Annotated in this window: 12 protein-coding genes; 5 read left to right on the top strand and 7 right to left on the bottom strand. The window is 67.3% G+C overall.

What is annotated here, in order from left to right; translation table 11 throughout:
• Positions 1-104 precede the first annotated feature (104 nt).
• Positions 105-440 (top strand): DUF2834 domain-containing protein, encoded by a 336-nt coding sequence (locus BMY12_RS18630; RefSeq protein ID WP_218140263.1) that lies wholly within the window; start codon positions 105-107, stop codon positions 438-440.
• Between the two features lie 47 nt (positions 441-487).
• On the opposite strand, the gene purT is transcribed toward BMY12_RS18630, so the two are convergent.
• Positions 488-1,678, bottom strand: a complete 1,191-nt coding sequence (gene purT / locus BMY12_RS18625) for a formate-dependent phosphoribosylglycinamide formyltransferase (RefSeq protein WP_093289465.1) — start codon at positions 1,676-1,678, stop codon at positions 488-490.
• 101 nt (positions 1,679-1,779) lie between these two features.
• Here purT and pyk point away from each other — a divergent pair, with 101 nt between their 5' ends.
• Positions 1,780-3,213 carry a pyruvate kinase gene (pyk, locus tag BMY12_RS18620; RefSeq protein ID WP_093289402.1) on the top strand — a complete coding sequence of 478 codons (1,434 nt, stop codon included), beginning with the start codon at positions 1,780-1,782 and terminating at the stop codon, positions 3,211-3,213.
• A gap of 199 nt (positions 3,214-3,412) precedes the next feature.
• On the top strand, positions 3,413-4,108 hold the full coding sequence (locus tag BMY12_RS18615) for a glycerophosphodiester phosphodiesterase (protein WP_177189077.1): 696 nt from the start codon (positions 3,413-3,415) through the stop codon (positions 4,106-4,108).
• On the opposite strand, the gene BMY12_RS18610 is transcribed toward BMY12_RS18615, so the two are convergent.
• Positions 4,098-4,286 carry a hypothetical protein gene (locus tag BMY12_RS18610; RefSeq protein WP_093289398.1) on the bottom strand — a complete coding sequence of 63 codons (189 nt, stop codon included), beginning with the start codon at positions 4,284-4,286 and terminating at the stop codon, positions 4,098-4,100. The two genes, BMY12_RS18615 and BMY12_RS18610, sit on opposite strands and share 11 nt — an antisense overlap.
• A gap of 63 nt (positions 4,287-4,349) precedes the next feature.
• Positions 4,350-5,186: an acyltransferase family protein gene (locus tag BMY12_RS18605; RefSeq protein ID WP_177189076.1), complete on the bottom strand. Its 837-nt coding sequence runs from the start codon at positions 5,184-5,186 to the stop codon at positions 4,350-4,352.
• A 92-nt stretch (positions 5,187-5,278) separates the two neighbouring features.
• On the opposite strand from BMY12_RS18605, the gene BMY12_RS18600 reads away from it, so the two are divergent.
• Positions 5,279-6,214: a sulfotransferase family protein gene (locus tag BMY12_RS18600; RefSeq protein WP_093289395.1), complete on the top strand. Its 936-nt coding sequence runs from the start codon at positions 5,279-5,281 to the stop codon at positions 6,212-6,214.
• Here BMY12_RS18600 and BMY12_RS18595 read toward each other — a convergent pair.
• Genes BMY12_RS18595 through BMY12_RS18585 form a run of 3 tightly spaced genes read right to left on the bottom strand, consistent with a single transcriptional unit; the run spans position 6,195 to position 10,264 of the window.
• Complete coding sequence (locus BMY12_RS18595) at positions 6,195-7,214, bottom strand: hypothetical protein (protein ID WP_093289394.1); 1,020 nt, start codon at positions 7,212-7,214, stop codon at positions 6,195-6,197. The genes BMY12_RS18600 and BMY12_RS18595 overlap by 20 nt on opposite strands.
• A gap of 13 nt (positions 7,215-7,227) precedes the next feature.
• Entirely contained in the window at positions 7,228-8,718 is a 1,491-nt protein-coding gene (locus BMY12_RS18590) for an MBOAT family O-acyltransferase (RefSeq protein ID WP_093289392.1), read from the bottom strand.
• 16 nt (positions 8,719-8,734) lie between these two features.
• Entirely contained in the window at positions 8,735-10,264 is a 1,530-nt protein-coding gene (locus BMY12_RS18585; protein ID WP_177189075.1) for a flippase, read from the bottom strand.
• Between the two features lie 215 nt (positions 10,265-10,479).
• On the opposite strand from BMY12_RS18585, the gene BMY12_RS18580 reads away from it, so the two are divergent.
• Positions 10,480-11,787: an O-antigen ligase family protein gene (locus BMY12_RS18580; RefSeq protein WP_143069008.1), complete on the top strand. Its 1,308-nt coding sequence runs from the start codon at positions 10,480-10,482 to the stop codon at positions 11,785-11,787.
• Here BMY12_RS18580 and BMY12_RS18575 read toward each other — a convergent pair.
• The gene (locus tag BMY12_RS18575; protein WP_093289388.1) at positions 11,731-12,819 is read right to left on the bottom strand and encodes an alginate O-acetyltransferase AlgX-related protein; all 1,089 of its coding nucleotides are present in this window, start codon (positions 12,817-12,819) and stop codon (positions 11,731-11,733) included. The genes BMY12_RS18580 and BMY12_RS18575 overlap by 57 nt on opposite strands.
• Positions 12,820-13,016: the final 197 nt, after the last annotated feature.

Below are 13,016 nucleotides of genomic sequence, written 5' to 3'. Positions count from 1 at the left end.
CTTCGCTCAACGGGTGCCGCGCCTGAGCGCGGGCGTTGAGAGGAGAAGGGGTCGGAGCAAATAAGACTTAAAGTCAGCACACCGTGACCCCAAAATCCTTCGCCTTGGTCGTCGCCACCATCGGCCTCGCCTTTGCCGCAGCTTTCGTCTGGATCGTAATACCGCCGTTGCTGCAGCATCCCGACATCCTCGGCGCTTTCGCTGCTGGCTTCGTGAATCCCTATTCCTCGGGCTATGCCCTTGATGCCATCTGTTGCTGGCTGGTGCTCGCGGCCTGGGTGGCTTACGAGGCCAAGGCGGAAGGAATTCGGCATGGCTGGATTGCGCTGGTGCTCGGGCTGGCGCCCGGCGTGGCGACGGGCTTTGCGTTTTATCTGCTGCTGCGGATGCGACGGCGTGGAACGACACGCGGTCACCGCAGGCAGGCCGAAGACGCTTAACACCCGGCGGCGGCTTACGCGGCTGCGCCGCTAACCCGCCCTACTTTTCACTCCACCAGCTTCACCTTGCCCGCCGCCACGCGCGCTTTCTCGCGCGCCTGATCGACGTTCTCGCCCAGGGCCAGGGCCACGCCCATGCGGCGCTTGCCGATGATTTCCGGCTTGCCGAACAGGCGCAGCTGGGTATCGGGTTCGGCCAGCGCGGCTTCGGCGCCGGCAAAGCGCGGCGCCTTGCGGTCACCGGCGAACAGGATCGCGCAGGAGGCCGAAGGCCCGCGTGCGCGGATGTTGGGAATCGGCAGGCCGAGAATGGCGCGCGCGTGCAGGGCGAACTCGGAGAGATCCTGCGAGATCAGCGTCACCAGGCCGGTGTCGTGCGGGCGCGGCGAGACTTCCGAGAAGATCGCTTCATCGCCCTTGATGAACAGCTCCACGCCGAACAGGCCGCGGCCATTGGGCTGGCACAGCGAATCCACCACCCTGGCGGCGATCTCCTGCGCCTGCTTGAGCACCTTCTCGCTCATCGCCTGCGGCTGCCAGGATTCGCGATAGTCGCCGTCGATCTGCAGATGGCCGATGGGCGCACAGAAGCTGATGCCGCCGATGTGCTTGATGGTGAGCAGGGTGATTTCGTAGTCGAAGGGCACGAAGCCTTCGACGATCACGCGGCCCTGCCCGGCGCGGCCGCCGGCCTGCGCGTAGTCCCAGGCCTTCTGGATGTCGTCCGCCGTCTTCACCAGCGACTGGCCCTTGCCGGAGGAGGACATGATGGGCTTGACCACGCAGGGCAGGCCCATGGCCTGCACCGCCTCACGGTACTCTTCGACGGTGCCGGCGAAGCGGTAGGGCGAGGTCGGCAGCTTGAGTTCTTCGGCGGCGAGACGGCGGATGCCTTCGCGGTCCATGGTCAGGCGCGCGGCGCGCGCGGTGGGAATCACCGTGTAGCCCTCGCGCTCGAGTTCCTGCAGCGTGGGCGTGTGGATGGCTTCGATCTCCGGCACGATCAGCTGCGGCTTCTCCAGCTCGATCACGCGCCGCACCTCGGCGCCGTCGAGCATGTTGATGACATGGCTGCGGTGCGCCACCTGCATGGCCGGCGCATCCGCGTAGCGATCCACGGCAATGGTCTCCACGCCCAGGCGCTGCAGCTCGATCACCACCTCCTTGCCCAGCTCACCCGCACCCAGCATCAGCACACGCGTGGCTCCATCGCGCAAAGGGGTTCCAAACTGGGCCATGGGCATCTCCTGAAGTGGGCGCTAAGAAAATTTTGCTTGCCTGAAGCCGGCGCGGGCCAGAGACTAGCGGCCCTAATTGTAGACGGATGCCACGCGCGCACATGAACCGCCGGACCAAGATCGTCGCAACCTTAGGCCCCGCCACTGACGATCCCGCAATATTGCGCAAGCTCTTGCGCGCCGGCGTGGACGTGGTCCGTCTCAACTTCTCGCACGGCAAGCTCGCCGACCAGCAGCGTCGCGCCGCCGCGGTGCGCAGCGCCGCCGCCGAGCTGGGCCTGGACATCGCCCTGCTGGCCGATCTGCAGGGCCCGAAAATCCGCATCGAGTCCTTCGCCAAGGGCGCGGTGGAGCTGGCCGAGGGCCAGCGCTTCACCCTGGACACCGCGCTGGCCGCCGATGCCGGCGACGAGCAGGCCGTGGGCTGCGCCTACAAGGAGCTGCCGCAGGACGTGCGCGCCGGCGATGTGCTGCTGCTCAACGACGGCGTGATCTCGATGCGCGTCGATGCCGTGGAAGGCACGCGCGTGAGCTGCACGGTGCTACTGGGCGGCACGCTGTCCAATCGCAAGGGCATCAACAAGCAGGGCGGTGGCCTCACCGCCGCCGCGCTCACCGACAAGGACAAGGAGGATTTGAAGGCCGCCGTGGCGCTGGACGTGGACTTCATCGCCGTGTCCTTCCCGCGTGATGCCGCCGACATGGACCTTGCCCGCCAGCTGCTGCGCGACGCCGATGGCAACGCCATGCTGGTGGCCAAGATCGAACGCGCCGAGGCCCTGGGCAATCTGCGCGAGCTGATCGCCGCCAGCGATGTGGTGATGGTGGCGCGTGGCGATCTGGGCGTGGAGATCGGCGACGCCGAGCTGCCAGGCTGGCAGAAGCGCATCATCGCCGAGTCGCGCGAGCAGAACAAAATGGTGATCACCGCCACGCAGATGATGGAATCCATGATCAGCAATCCGGTGCCCACGCGCGCCGAGGTGCTGGACGTGGCCAATGCGGTCATGGACGGCACCGATGCGGTGATGCTGTCTGCCGAAACCGCCGCCGGCAAATATCCGGTGAAGACCGTGGAGGCGATGGCGCGGGTCTGCGCCGGCGCCGAGCTGACCCTGCCGCCCAGCCAGCCGCGCGACAGCCTGCGTCAGGACGCGCACTTCGCGCGCACCGACGAGGCCATCGCCATGGCCGCCGCCTGGACCGCGAAGAACATGCACGCGCAGGCCATCATCGCGCTCACCGAATCCGGCAGCACCGCGCTGATGATGGCGCGCACCGAGTCGGTGATCCCGATCTACGCGCTCACGCCGCGCGAGCGCACGCGCCGGCGCATGGCCCTGTGTCGCGGCGTGTATCCGGTGGCCTTTGCCAAGGGCGGCGACGCGCCGAACGTGGTGCGCGAGGCCATCGAGGTGTTGCGCTATCGCGGCGTGCTCGCCGAAGGGCGGCGCGTGCTGATCACCAAGGGCGACGGCGCCGGCTCGGGCGGCACCAATCTGCTCAAGATCATGACGGTGGAAAACCACAGCTGAAGGGCGAGCACAAAGCCCCGCCGAGGGCTAAAGTGGGGCCATCCCGGCGCGTCATTTCGACGGAGGCTCGCAGATGAACCACAACAGCCGCCCCACCCCGGAGCCGGCCGCAGCCCGCCCGACAGCCCGCAGCGTCGGCGCGGATGAACAGACCAGGCCCCGGCCGGCACGGACGCCCCGAAAGAAGAATGGCGGCGCCATGCTGCGGCCGCTGACCGTCATCGGTCATCGCGGCGCGCGCGGACATGCCCCGGAGAACAGCCTGCTGGCCCTGGACACCGGCATCCGCCTGGGCGCGCAGTATCTGGAATTCGATGTGCAGCTGGCCGCCGGTGAGCTGTGGCTGCTGCATGATCTCACCGTGGACCGCACCACCCGCAGCAAGGGCCTGCTCAGCACGATGAGCGCTGCCCGGATCCGCGCGCTGCGCGACAAGAGTGGCGAGCCGCTGCCCACGCTGCGCGAGGCGCTGGACCTGATCGAGAACCGCGCCGGCGTGAACATCGAGCTGAAGAGCTGGGGCGGCTGCGCGGCCGCCGTGGCCGAGGTGCTGCGCGAATACATCAACGAGGGCTGGCCGGCGGAGCGTTTCCAGGTGTCCTCGTTCCACCATCCCGAACTCTGGGAGTTTCACCAGCTGATGCCCGAGGTGCCGATCGGCATGCTGGTCTGCGGTGTGCCGCTGTCCTGGGCCGGCGAGGCCGCCGAACTCGGCGCCAGCGTGCTCTCGGTGTCCGCCGAGTTCGTCGACGCACAGCTGATTGCCGACGCGCATGCGCGCGGCCTGCAGCTCTGGGTCTACACCGTCAACGACCGCAAGCAGCTGCGCGCGCTGCGCGCGCTGGGCGTGGACGGTGTGTTCAGCGACTACCCGGAGCGCGCGCTCAAGGCGTAGTCACCGCCACCGGTCTGGCCAGCTTCGGCAGCAGACGGCGGCGCAGCCAGTTGCTGAGCCACTGCTCGCAGATGCGCCAGCTCAGATGCGCCGCGATCAGCGCCATGGGAATGGTGAGCGCCACCAGCGTCAGCCACAGTGCCAGACTGCCGGGCGGCAGCTTGTGCTTGAGCACCATCGCCAGGGTGGCGATGATCGGGCTGTGCCAGAGGTAGAGGCTGAAGCTGATGCTGCCCAGATACTACAGCACGCGGTTGCGCAGCACCGCCGCCAGCAGGCCGCGACCTTCGACGGTGGGCGCGAAGAACAGCAGCGAGAGAATCAGGCAGGCCGCCATGCCCAGCATGCCCGGCGCCGAAACCTGATGATCGTCGGCATAGGCCCAGAGGATGAGATTCCAGATGCCGATCCAGGCCACCAGCGCCAGCAGCGGCCAGCGCCAGTTCTGCAGCAGCGCGCGCAGCGGCGCGCGATACAGATACACGCCGGCACCGACGAAGAAGAACACCACGCCCGGATAGAGCACCGCCGCCACCATCGCCACCATCACGCAGAAGCTGGCGGCCAGGGCCTGGCCGAAGCGCGGCGCCAGCAAGAAGGCGCCGCTGGCGGTGAGATAGAACAGCGCCTCGAAGCTCAGCGTCCAGCCCACACCCAGGGCAATGGGCAGCGGCAGCACGCCGGGCAGGAAGAACAGATTGGAGAGAAAGTGCAGCGGCATGCTCGCCAGCGAGGCGCCATCCAGGAAGTTCGGACTGATCAGCGGCTTGAGCAGGAACAGCGGCAGCAGAATGCCCAGGTAGGCCGGCTGCAGGCGCAGGCTGCGTTCGAGCAGGAACAGGCGCACGCTGTTCTTGCGGCGCAGGCTCTCGGTGATCAGATAGCCGCTGATCAGGAAGAACACTTCCACGCCGTAGCGGCCCAGATGCAGGAACTCGCCGAACCCCAGAGACAGCGCCTGCGGCCACAGCCCGTAATCACGCGGCAGCGTGAAGCAGTGGCAGAGCAGCACACTGAACGCCGCCACACCGCGCAGACCGTGAAGATAAGGGTTGAACTCCGGCTTGGCCTGACTCACGGACTTGCGCTCTTTGATCGTTGTGGGGGTACACGAAACTTTCGCACTGCTTTCACGCCGGCGTAAAGACCGGCGCCTAGGGTGGAGGCGTCATGGCGCGCTATCCACAATTGTTCGTCGTCGGCGCCGCCAAGGCGGGCACCAGCGCGCTGCATCACTATCTGGCGCAGCATCCGGAGCTGGGCATGTCGGCCTTCAAGGAGCCGCACCACTTCGCCAGCTTCACGCCCGATCCGCGCCTGCGGCACATGATCCGCCGCTACGAGGACCCGGCGCAGTATCTGGCGCTGTTCGCCGCGCACGCGCAGCGCCGCATCTGGGGCGAGTCCAGCCCCTCCTATCTGTTCGACGAGCAGGCGGCGCGCCGCATCCACGCACGCGTGCCGCAGGCGCGGCTCATCGTGCTGCTGCGCGATCCGGTGGCGCGTGCGTACTCGCACTACCTGATGGACTGCCGCGAAGGCCTGCAGCGCGAAGCCTTCTGGCCGGCCCTGCAGCGCGATTACGCCCTGCCCGGCAAGACCTGGGGCGGCGCCGGCCACTGCTATGTGGAGCTGGGCTTCTACGCGCGCCAGCTGCGCCGCTATCTGGATCTGTTCGCCCGCGAGCAGCTGCTGATTCTGGAATTCGCCGAACTCTGCGCGCAGCCGGCCACCACCTTGCGTCGCGTGGCGGCGTTTCTGGACATCGACCCGCAGGGCTTTGCCGCCGTGCAGGCGGAAGCGGTCAATGCCTATGCCCAGCCGCGCCATGCCCTGGGCCGCCGCCTGATGGCGCAGCAGGGTCTGCGTCGCGCCGCACAGGCGCTGCTGCCGCCCGGCGCGCGCCGCTTCATCCGCGAACGGCTGCTGCTGCGCCGCAGTGCCAAGCCCGCCATCGAACCGCAGGCCCTGCACTGGCTGCGCGCGCTGTATGCGCCCGAGCTGCAGGCGCTGGAGGCGCTGCTCGGCCAGGCCCTGCCCAGCCTGCGCCTGGAGCTTCCCGAACACCCGCACGCGCTCCCGGACCTCAGCCCGCAGCCGGCTTGAGCGCCGGCAGATAAGGCTGCAGCAGCGGCATCAGCAGGCGCGTGTGCTGCAACTGACATTCTTCGTTCAGGTGATACAGGCTGTCGAAGAAGCAGTCGTGCGGATACTGCGAATGCGAGGGCAGATCCACGAAGTGCTGGCCGTGGTCCAGGTAGATCGCCCGCACCTTGTCGATCACCCCGGGCGGAATCTGTATCTCCTCGCTCATCTGCGGCAGGCCGCCGACCACCGTCACGCCGTGCGCGCGCGCCCAGTCGAGAAACAGCTCCAGCTGCTGGGTGAAGTAATGCCGCTGCGGATCGAAGTGCGCGGCATCGGGAATGCGGGGCTTGAGCGCCAGCAGCGCCGCATAGCCCTGCGCCTGCGCGGCACTGTGTCCGGTCTCGTCGCCCCAGGCGTTGAGATTCTGCGCGCCGAACTCGCGGCTGGCGCCGGCCTTGCGCTTGAGCCCGACCGCCGCCAGCGCCATCTCGGCGCTGGAAGACACCACATAGGGCAGATTGAAATAGAACAGCGCGTGCAGCTGGCGATACCAGGACATCTTCGGCAGCGTGGCGCGGTCATAGCTGAACAGATAGGCGGCGTCGCGCTGGGTGGCGACGAACTCGCGGCTCCACAGATATTGCTCATAGGCCGGCGGCACGTAGACCACATCGCCGGCATGCAGCAGCGGCTCGAACTTGGCCACCATCAGATCGATGCCGACGTCGGCGATGAAGCCTGCGTTCACGCAGGGCACGCCGCTGAGCTGCTCGGCCAGTTCGCAGCGCAGGCCGAAGCGCACATTGCTGCCGCCGAAGAACACCAGCTTGGGACCATCGATGGCCGCCGCGCGCTGCAGCTTGATCTGGAAGTAGTCGCGGATGGTGCCCACCGACAGCGGCTTGTGCAGCACACAGGCAAACAGCAGCGCGTAGAGCAGCAGCGAGCCGAGCATGGCGGCGATGATGGCCAGCAGGGTGCGCGGCGAGGACAGCGGCAGATCGGGCTTCTGGTTCATGGTCGCCTGCGCCTCAGAACTGGAAGTAGAGGAACTGCGCCGGCACGCCGGCGAACAGCGCGCCCTGGATGGCGAAGGCGAAGCACAGCACCAGCAGCAGCACGCGCCGGCGCTGCGAAATCTCCGCCATGTTCTTGAAGCCCAGGGTCAGCAGCACGCTCAGCGCCAGCATCGCGCTCAGCTCCATCAGGCCCAGCACCGTGCCGCCGGCCAGATGCGGCAGCACGCGCACCGGCGTGATCCATTCCTTCAGCACCGGCACGAAGGCCAGCAGCTGATCCGGCAAGGCGGCGCCGTAGACACCGGCCATGCCCTTCCAGATGTCCACGGCGGTGCTGACATTGGCGGCGCGGAACAGCACCAGCCCCAGGCACCAGGTGAGCATGGTCAGCGCCCAGGAGGCGTACACCTCCCACCAGGCGCCGAGCTGGATGTTGTTCGCCTCACGCCAGCGCATCCAGGACAGGTTGATGATCATGGCGATGCCATGCGCGACGCCGAACACGAAGAAGGTCCAGCCGGCGCCGTCGCCGTGCCAGAGCCCGCACATGACCATGGTCAGGAACATGTTGAGCTTCTGCCGCGTCGGGCCTTTGCGGTTGCCGCCGAGCGGGATGTAGAAGTACTCGCGCATGAAGCGCATCAGCGTCATGTGCCAGCGCCGCCACAGCTCGGCCATGCTGCGCGACTTGTACGGCGAGTCGAAGTTCTGCGGCAGCTGCACGCCGAACATGCGCGCCAGGCCAATGGCCATGTCGGCGTAGCCGGAGAAATCGAAGTACAGCTGGAAGGTGTAGCCCAGCGCCGCGGCCCAGGCCTCGAACAGGCTCAGATGCGTGCCGGCCGCCGCCGCTGCGAACGCCGGATCGACCAGATGGCCGATGGGATCGGCGATGGCCACCTTCTTGAACAGGCCGAGAAAGAACAGCGGCAGGCCGAGATTGAAGTTGGCCAGCTGCGGCGTGAACACCTTGGGATCGGCGAACTGCGGCAGCATCTCGCGGTGATGCACGATGGGGCCGATGATCACGTGCGGGAAGAAGGTCACGAACAGCGTGAAGCGCAGGAAGCTGGGTTCGCTCTCGCCGGCGCGGTGCGAGTCGATCAGATACGCCATCTGCTGGAACGTATAGAAGGACAGGCCCAGGGGCATGATCACGTGATGCCAGTTCCAGCCCAGGTCCAGCCAGTGGTCGAGCTTGTCGACCGTGGGATTGGAATACTTGAAGAACAGCAGCACGGCGATGTTGAGCGTCACACCGATGCTCAGCCAGACGCGGCGATGCTCGCCCGTGGAGACGCGCTTGCCCAGATAGAAATTGCCGAACAGCGAGCCCGCCAGCACCCAGAGCTGCCAGGGGTTCCAGTAGGCGTAGAAGAACAGCGAGGACGCCACCACCCAGCCCAGCGCGATCGACGGGCCGCGCCAGCGCCCGAGGATGAAGAACACGCTCAGCGCGATCGGCAGGAAGATGCAGAGAAATTCGAAGGAGTTGAACAGCATCGCGGTATCTGTGTCTTTAACTGCCGGTAGCGGGCGCGCGGCGCAGGCGCGCGCGCAGATTCTGCAGGGCTTCGCGTTCGGCTGCGCCCAGCAGCCGGGTCCAGCAAATCAAGAACCAGGCCAAGAGCCAGACGCCGGCCAGCAGCAGACGCGGCGCCAGCGGCAGCGGCGCGAAGAACGGCAGGAAGCTGGCGATCAGCAGCGCAAGGCCCGGCACGCTGCGGCGCAGCGCCGCCGCACTCTCCGGCAGGAGCCGGCCGCTGGCCCAGAGCAGGAACACGAACTCGATGAGGATGCGCGCCAGCCAGACCAGGGCCGCGCCCTGAAGACCGGCGACATGAATCGCCCAGAACAGGGCCGGCAGATAGAGCGGCAGTTCCAGCATCGACAGCTTCGGCACCCAGTCCGGCCGCCCGCCGGCCTGCACCAGGGCCAGGGTCACGAAGTTGAAGCTGTTGATGAACACGCCCAGGGCGAACAGGCGCAGCAGCGGCCCGCCGATGCGGCCGTAGTCACCGCCCAGCCAGAGCTGCATGAACTCGGTGGCAAAGGCCGCCAGCAGCAGGCACACCGGCGCGATCATGAACACCACCGACTTCATGGCCAGCAGGAACAGCCGGGCGGCGCGCGCGCGATCGGTGAGCAGATGGATGCTCAGCGCGGGAAACAGCACGCCCACCACCGCCGCAATCACCGGCCACAGGCGCGTGGTCATCTGATAGGGCACGGAGTAGTAGCCCAGCAGCGACAGCGCCACGGTGGCGCCGATCACGAAATGGTCGGTATAGCTCAGCAGCGGTCCCAGGATGTTGCCCAGGGTGATCCAGCCGCCGAACACGAACAGCGCGCGCAGCTCGCGGCGCTGCCAGTGCAGGCGGCTGCGCACCTGCGGCAGCTGCTGCCAGCAGGACTGCAGGAAGGCCAGGGTGGCCAGCACCTTGCCGGCCGCCAGCGCGGCGATGATCCAGCCCATGTCGTGGGTGAAGGGCAGCAGCAGCAAGGGACCGAGGAACAGGTACACGCCGCTGAGCACGCGCACCACATTGATCAGATCGAAGCGCTGCAGCGCCTCCAGCACGCCGCGCGCGACCGTGCCGAGAATCACGAAGGGAATGCTCACCGCCAGCACCCGCATCACGCTGGCGGCCTCGGGCTGCAGCTCGGGCGGCATCTTCATCACCTGCTGCACCAGCGGCGCCGCCAGCAGCCACACCGCCAGGCCCGAGGCCAGCGACACCGCCAGGGCGAAGATCGCGGCGGTCCCAAGCAGCCCCGGCAGGCTGTCCTGCCGCTGCTCGGCGATGCGCGCCGAGACCAGCTGGGTGAGCGCGCGGCCCAGGCCGAAGTCGAAGATCGTGAAGTAGCCGACGAACACCCAGGCCAGCGACAGCAGGCCGAAGCGCGCCGCGCCCAGGGCCTGCGTCAGCAGCGGCACCGCCAGCAGCGCCACCAGCGCCGGCAGCACCACGCCGGCGAGATTCCAGACCACGTTGCGCGCCAGCAGTCCTCCCCGTGTGAGGCTGGCGGCGTCCTGCCCGGCGGTCACTGCAACAACATCCCGCGACAGGCGGGCCTGCGCCGGCGGGCGCCCGATGGCTGCACGCTAAAATCCCCTGTTCGCAGTCATGATCGTCACAGCATAGCCAAGAAGCGGTAGCGGGGCTGTAAGATGATGCTGCTTCCCTTCTTTCGTTAAACCTGACCGCCTTGGACACACTCGCCGCGAGCCCGATCCGCCGCACAGACCGGCGCCTGTCGCCCGTGCCCACCCTGCTCACCCTGATGCTGCTGGCCTGGTGGCTGCTGTCCTTCGTGGACTCGGCATTTCAGCAGGCGCAGATGGCGGTGTTCGCCGACAACGTGATCATCCCGCGCTGGAGCCTGGATGCGCTGATGCTCTGCGCCCTGGGCTGGATGGTGCTGCAGCGCGGCTGGCAGCCGCAGCTGCCCACCGCGCTGCTGACGGCCTGGGCGATGTTCGGCGCCTGCCTGCTGGTCAGCGCGGTGTTTCTGGAAGCGCGCTTCGGCGGTGTGCTGGACGATCTGATTCCCACCTATTACCGCATCTACTTTCTCAGCCTGCTGCTGCCCCTGGCCACCGCCCTGGAGGGCAGCTTCAAGCCGCAGCGCATGGAAGTCCTGCTGATGCTCGTGGCCCTGCCGCTGGCCGGCATCGGCCTGGACCAGTACCTCAAGAACGATCCGGTGCTGCCCACGGTGGCCAATGGCAACACCTGGCAGGTCTATGCCTGGAAGCTGGAGGATCAGGTCCGCGCCTTCTCGCTGTTCAATTCCGGCTGGTCCTTCGGCCACTTCATGATTTTTGTCGGCCTGATCGCGCTGTATCGCAGCGTGCAGCGGCGCCAGCACTGGCTGCTGGCGCTCGCCTATCTGGGCATCAGCGCGTTCTGCGTCTACATCTGCCGCACCCGCACTGCCTATCTGGTGGGCGGCGCGGCCATCGTCAACGCCGCGCTGATGCTGTGGGTGCCGCCACGTCATCGCGAACGCCTGCTGGCCCTGCTGCCGATGTTCTGGCTGTTCGTCGCCTACATGGTCGCCAGCGGCATCAAGAACGTGCTGCATTTCCTGGGCATCGGCGGCGATGGCGGCGTGCTCAATTCCGCTTCGCTGGATGCCCGTCACGAGTCCTGGGCGCAGTATGCGGAGGTCTGGTTCCACGACTGGGCCAATGCCCTGTTCGGCGCCGCCGTCACGCAGAAGGACAGCGGTCAGATGTTCGGCGAATCGACGGTGCTGATCGACAATGCCTTCATCGCCATCGGCGCGCAGATCGGTCTGGTGGGCCTGCTGCTCTGGATGTTCATGTTCTGGCGCACCTGGCGCTTCCTGCTCAGCGAAACCCTGCGCCGCGAAGACGCGCTGAGCCTGGCCATTGCATCCGTGTGGGCGGCCTGGCCGTTCTCGCTCATGTTCAATGCCAGCAGCGTGTACTACTGCCTGCTGGCCCTGCTGGCGGTGCTCAGCCGCAGCCCGCAGCTGCCGCAGCCGCTACGGCGCCGCCAGACCGCTGGCGCGCAGCTGGGCGAGCAGGCGCTCCGCCACTAGGCGGTGCCCGGCCGAGCCCAGATGGGTATCGTCGGGCAGATACAGATCGCGCGTGCCGGCGCGTAGCGCAGTCTCGAAATCCAGGTCCAGCCTCGGCATCAGCAGGTTCGGATTGGCCGCCAGCGCGGCGATCACCGGCGGGTAATCCCCGGCCGGAAAATCGCGCACATAGGGGCGATAGGCGCTGAGCTTGTCCGGCACCATCAGCAGCACGAAGCGCGTGCGGCCGTCGGCTTCCACTTCCTGCTGCAGGGCCTGCAGGGCGCAGGCCTGCTGCGCCAGGAAACGCGCGGGCAGCCCGAGCTTTTCCAGATCGTCACGGAACACCAGCAGCTCGCCGGCGCGACGGTTGCTGAACAGGTCCTCGCGCGTGAGCCGGTAGTGCAGGGCATCGATGCTGCCGGGCGCAAACTGGCGCAGCAGCAGGTGCTTGAGGCGATGGCCGCCCAGCGACAGGTCGAGCCAGGCGCGTGGCGGCTGCGGTCGCGCGAAGTCTTCTGGCGTCGCCTGCAGCGGGCGGATCTCGAGCACCGGCTGACGCGGCGCCGGTGGCGCGCCGCAGCCGTAGCGGCGCGCGGCGGTTTCGGTGATGCGTTCCAGGGCGGTGACGGTACGCTCGGCGATTTCCAGCACGAACAGCTTGGGCGGATGCGCCTGGTAGTCCGCGCGCGACAGCACTTCTTCGACCGTGTGTTCGCGGCGATGCAGGGCGGCGATTTTCCAGCCGGTCTGCGCGGCGAGCACATTGGGCCAGTAGACGCCGGGATCGGTCTGCTCGGTAGGCCGGTGCACGGTCATGGAGTCGCCGAGGATCAGCACCTGGGTGTCGGCGTCGTAGTGATCAGGCGTGAACAGCGGCGGGCGGTAGCGCTGCTGCGGCGCCTCCCAGCCGAACTCGTCCTCGCGATAGCCGCCCAGGCGGGTGAGATCGCCCAGGTACTGCGGCGTGGTGAAGCCAAACCAATAGATCGCCGCACCGACCAGCGCATAAATCGCCAGCAGCGCGAGCGCATAGCGCTTGAAGGCGTTCATGTCTGTGATTCTCCATCGTAGGGCGGCTTAGGCGCGCGAGCGACGTAACCCGCCAGGGTTTTGCTGTTGCTGCTTGGGCTGTTGCCTGATCCGGCCTTGGTTTCGTGCGCCCTTCGGCGCCCGAGGTACTTCTCTTTGCTCGTGCAAAGAGAAGTACCCAAGAGAAAGCACGCCCTACGCCTCGCATCCGTCGCCGC

The sequence above is a fragment of the Solimonas aquatica genome (genome assembly GCF_900111015.1).
Lineage (GTDB): Bacteria > Pseudomonadota > Gammaproteobacteria > Nevskiales > Nevskiaceae > Solimonas > Solimonas aquatica.
The sequence above is the reverse complement of the archived record's forward strand: the minus strand, read 5'-3'. Positions and strand labels throughout refer to the sequence as shown.